The 4,546-nt window shown below is 59.0% G+C and carries 6 protein-coding genes; all 6 read left to right on the forward strand.

From position 1 onward, the window contains the following. Window positions 1–380 precede the first annotated feature (380 nt). Window positions 381–557 (forward strand): hypothetical protein, encoded by a 177-nt coding sequence (locus tag ACIREA_RS27075; protein ID WP_397385441.1) that lies wholly within the window; start codon window positions 381–383, stop codon window positions 555–557. A gap of 142 nt (window positions 558–699) precedes the next feature. Then, a complete protein-coding gene (locus ACIREA_RS27080; RefSeq protein ID WP_397385442.1) occupies window positions 700–1,086 on the forward strand; it encodes a DUF302 domain-containing protein in 387 nt (128 codons plus the stop codon). A gap of 79 nt (window positions 1,087–1,165) precedes the next feature. Continuing rightward, window positions 1,166–1,975, forward strand: coding sequence for a hypothetical protein (locus ACIREA_RS27085; protein ID WP_397385443.1), 810 nt, complete (start codon window positions 1,166–1,168; stop codon window positions 1,973–1,975). A gap of 225 nt (window positions 1,976–2,200) precedes the next feature. Further along, the gene (locus tag ACIREA_RS27090; RefSeq protein ID WP_397385444.1) at window positions 2,201–2,968 is read left to right on the forward strand and encodes a PRC-barrel domain containing protein; all 768 of its coding nucleotides are present in this window, start codon (window positions 2,201–2,203) and stop codon (window positions 2,966–2,968) included. A gap of 2 nt (window positions 2,969–2,970) precedes the next feature. Next, window positions 2,971–4,008 carry a class I fructose-bisphosphate aldolase gene (locus tag ACIREA_RS27095; protein WP_397385445.1) on the forward strand — a complete coding sequence of 346 codons (1,038 nt, stop codon included), beginning with the start codon at window positions 2,971–2,973 and terminating at the stop codon, window positions 4,006–4,008. 299 nt (window positions 4,009–4,307) lie between these two features. After that, window positions 4,308–4,546, forward strand: a 239-nt coding sequence (locus ACIREA_RS27100) for a hypothetical protein (protein ID WP_397385446.1), incomplete at its 3' end; no start/stop codon positions are given.

Genomic DNA, 4,546 nt, shown 5'->3' on the forward strand with positions numbered 1-4,546 from the left:
CGTCTGTTTGGTAGCGAGTGGGGGCGCGATCCGGGGCGGTGCCCGTGACGCTGACGGCGGGGCCTTCACGCAGCCAGTCTCCGGCGATGATCAGGCTCACGGCTTCCCCGTCTTGCTGCCAGAGGGCGGTAGGGGGCGGATGAGAGTTGGAAGTCAATGAAGGGGAGTGCGAGCATCGCATGCAGAGGTGGATTCCGCCATGGGGTGAACACCCACTTAGGCCGTGGCGGCAACGGTGGCATGAGGGGTAGGGTTTCACCCCATGGTGATGGGCTGGTGAACGGTGGTAAATCGGAGATGTGAACAAGCCTCAAGTTCCTCCAATAGCCGGTGTGGTGGCGCTGCCCCTCCGCTGGTGATGGATGAACCAAGACACGACCATGCAAGCACACGTCTGGAAACTCCTGGAACCCGCCGCCCATTCGACATCGTCCATGGTGGATGTGATGGACAAAGCCATCAAACGATCGAACAAGGCGCTGGAAGCCACGACTGGCTTTAGAAGGGCGAAGCGCGCCGCCTTTTTGGCCCAGGAACGATTCACCCCTGACCGGTGAGCTTCAAGGCCCTCCGCATCCCCGAGGGCCTGTGGACGTGGGCGATCACCGGCACGCTGCTGCTGGCGATCAGGGAACTTTCGAAAAAGTAAATCCGCTTTCCGCGACGATGCGATCCACACCTTAACCAAACAACCATCCTATGCTCATCCAACTAACCACGGACAAGTCAGTGAAAGAAACGGCGGCGGCGCTGCAGATTGCGGTGCCGGCCAACAAGTTCGGCGTCATGCAGGTGCATGATCTCAAGGAGACCATGTGGAAGAAGGGCGTGGTGTTTGACCATGAGTGCCTGATCTTTGAAGTGTGCCAGCCGGAGCAGGCGAAGAAGGTGCTGGATGAAAACCTGAGCATCTCCACGGCGCTGCCCTGCCGGATCTCCGTGTACGAGGAGGGCGGCAAAACCGTCCTGGCCACCTTGAAACCGACGACTCTGCTGGGGATGTTTAACACGCCGCAGCTGGACGACGTGGCGAAGGAGGTGGAGGACACGCTGGTGAAGATCATGACGGAGGCGGCAGCGCCGTGAATTTGCTGAAGGCCGATTCATTCAATATTGACGCATCAAGACCGGAGCAGGGCTGAGGGTTCAGCAAAATCAAACTACCATGAACGAGCACAACACATCCGAAGTCCCTGCAACGACGCCTCTGGAAGCGACCGACGCTGCGGAAGTCCGCACGCATCCTTTACCCGCCGAGGCCAATCCGGTGCTGCATCGTACTCAAACGGCCATCCGCATTTACAGCCACTCTTCGCTGCTGTTTTGGTGGCCGGTGTGGGTGGTGGGGTATGTCATGGCGGGGCTCACGTACCTGCATGGTCAGGAGCAGCATGAGTCCACCGGGCAGATGCTGGAGTGGGTGCATCCCGGCAACAACCTGGGGGTGATCTACTTCCTGACGCTGTTCTTGATCATCATGATCACGAATTTTTCGGTGCGCGGTCTGGCCTCGGGGATGGTGATCATGGGCGCTGCGCTGCTGACGGTGGTGCTGGCCTATGTGGGCTGGTGGGACGAGGTGTTCCGGTGGTTTGAGCATCTGACGATTCACCTGACGATGGGCGCGTACTTTTGGTTTTCGTCGCTGATGTTCATCACGTGGTTTCTGACGGTGTTTGTCTTTGACCGGCTGAGCTACTGGGAGGTGACGCCGGGGCAACTGACGCACAAGATGCTCTTTGGCACGGGGTCAAACAGCTACAACGCGCAGGGCATGGGGCTGGAGAAACACCGGGATTATATTTTTCGGCACTGGCTGCTGGGCTTTGGGTCCGGGGACATGAAGATTCGGACGTCGGGTGCCACGCGTGAGCAGATTGATCTGCTGAATGTGCTCTTCATCGGCTCCAAGGTGGCGGCGATGCAGCGGCTCATTGCCGAGGTGCCGGAAGGCGTGGATGATACGAGAGGTTGAGGTTCATGCAAGGCATCAGGAACAGCCGAGATCATACCTGAAGATGACTCCACCGGAGTGGTGAGCCTTGATGATTGTCGTGGGAGTAGAAATCGGTAGTTAGTGGGGTTTCACCCCATGGCGCAGTCGTTAGCCCGGACGGAGAATGCCACTACTGATCCAGCCGGCCATGAAATATCTTTCGCATACGCCTTATTAAGTGCTGGCAACCCCCATCCCACCGTTATGTTACTCAAAGCAAACGCACTCAAAGGATTCAAGCTGGACTGTCTCGATGGCACGATCGGGAGTGTCCGTGAATTTTACTTCGATGACCAGCACTGGACGATCCGCTACTTGGTGGCGGACACGGGCGGCTGGCTCAATGGCAGGCTGGTTTTGATCTCGCCGTATGCGCTGGTGGGCGCGGTGAAGGAGGATGAAGCCATCGCGGTGAATCTGACGAAGCAGCAGATTCAGGACAGCCCGTCCTGGGACAGCGACAAGCCGGTGTCGCGCCAGTTTGAGGTGGACTACCATGGCTACTATGGCTGGCCGATGTACTGGGGCGGTCCGTTGATGTGGGGCGCGTACCCTTACCTGGTGCGTGACCCTGAGCAATGGAGTGCGCCGGATGAGCCGGAGCATTCCTGGGATCCTCACCTGCGCAGCACGGATGCGGTGACGGGGCACGATATTCAGGCGACGGATGGTGAGATCGGCCATGTGGTGGATTTTATCCTTGATGATGAGACGTGGGCGATTCGCTACCTGGTGGTGGACACGCGCAACTGGTGGCCGGGCAAGAAGGTGCTGGTGTCACCCGCATGGATCGAGCGTGTGAGCTGGAGTGAAATGAAGGTCTTTGTGAAGATGAGCCGAGAGGCGGTCAAGGCATCACCGGAGTATACGGACGATGCGCTCGTGAGCCGTGATTATGAGAGCGGGCTGTTCCGGCATTATGGGAGCGACGGGTACTGGTCGCATGAAAATGAAACCCGCATCTCCGAATAAACATGGGACCAAAGCAACAAGCCCTCCTGGCCACCACGCAGGCTCTTCTCGTGGATGACAAGGGCCTCCTGGCGATGGATGAAAGCATCCCGACCTGCAACAGGCGCTTTGAGGCGCTGGGCCTACCGCAGACGGAAGACGCACGGCGCGACTATCGCGAGATGATTGTGAACACGCCGAAACTGGGCGCGTTCATCAGCGGCGCTATTCTGTGCGACGAAACGATTCGGCAGAAAACGCTGGAGGGAACGTCCTTCATCAATGTGCTCATTGATTCGGGCATCCTGCCCGGCATCAAGGTGGACATGGGCACACAGGAGATGGCCGGGCATGCGGGGGAGAGGATCACGGAAGGGCTGGACGGCCTGCGGGAACGCCTCACGCAGTATGGTGAAATGGGGGCGCGCTTTGCCAAATGGCGCGCTGTGTTCAGCATCGGGGAGGGCATGCCCAGCCAGAGCTGCATCGAGACGAATGCGCAGGATCTGGCCCGGTATGCGGCGCTGTGCCAGGAGGCGGGGCTGGTGCCCGTGGTGGAGCCGGAGGTGCTGATGGAAGGCGAGCACACGCTGGAGCAATGCAGCGCCGTGACGGAGGAGGTGCTGCATGAGGTCTTCAGCCAGCTCTATGCCCAGCGCGTGATCTTGGAAGGTATTATTTTAAAGCCGAACATGGTGCTCTCCGGTTCGACATGCCCCAAGCAGGCCACCGTGAACGAGGCGGCTGACGCGACGGTGACGTGCCTGCTGCAGGCCGTGCCTGCCGCCGTGCCGGGCATCGCGTTTCTGTCCGGCGGCCAGCCAGCGGAACTGGCCACAGCGCGGCTGAATGCGATGAATGTGCGCTTTAAATCACGGCTGCCCTGGGCGCTGTCATTTTCCTTTGCCCGTGCGATTCAGCAACCGGCCCTGGAGATCTGGCGTGGCGACAAGATGAATGTGAAGGCGGCGCAGCAGACGCTGCTGCACCGGGCCAGGTGCAACACGGCGGCACGGCGTGGTGACTGGACCGAGGACGCTGAAAGGATCGGGGCGGCCTGATGCCTGAGGGCCAGCATTCGAAAAAGGCGCACTGAAGGTGTGGGACAGAATCGATAACATTTCAAAGGAGTCTCATATGCTGATGCAAAGCAAACAAGACAAAGATGGAAGCCTGGAAGTGGCAGGAATTCACATGTCGGAGTCTTGGGATGAGGTAGGGCAATGACCTATCTATTGAGGCTCGACGGAAAAACTAGAAACTGATATACATTTTTCAAATGAACATGACCCGACCCATGGATCATCGTCTGCGACAGGCGAACTTGCCCGATGGATGCAAGCGGCGCGTGAGATGCGGAATGGATCTGAAAAACTGCGCACGCACGGTGAGTGTGGTGGCGCTTTGGCTGCTGCTGACGCTGGCTGGATTTGGCAAGTCCGGTGCTCAGGGGGCGGAGGCGGCGAAGGACCGTGTGGTGGCGAAGGTGAACGGGATGCCGATTTATGCCTCCGATCTGGATGCAATGGTCAAAGCGCAGGAGCGGATGCTGCTGGCCCAGCTGGCGAATGATCCGGTGCGATTGAAGAAGGAACTGGC

Source organism: Prosthecobacter sp. (assembly GCF_044373815.1).
Classification (GTDB): Bacteria; Verrucomicrobiota; Verrucomicrobiia; order Verrucomicrobiales; family Verrucomicrobiaceae; genus Prosthecobacter.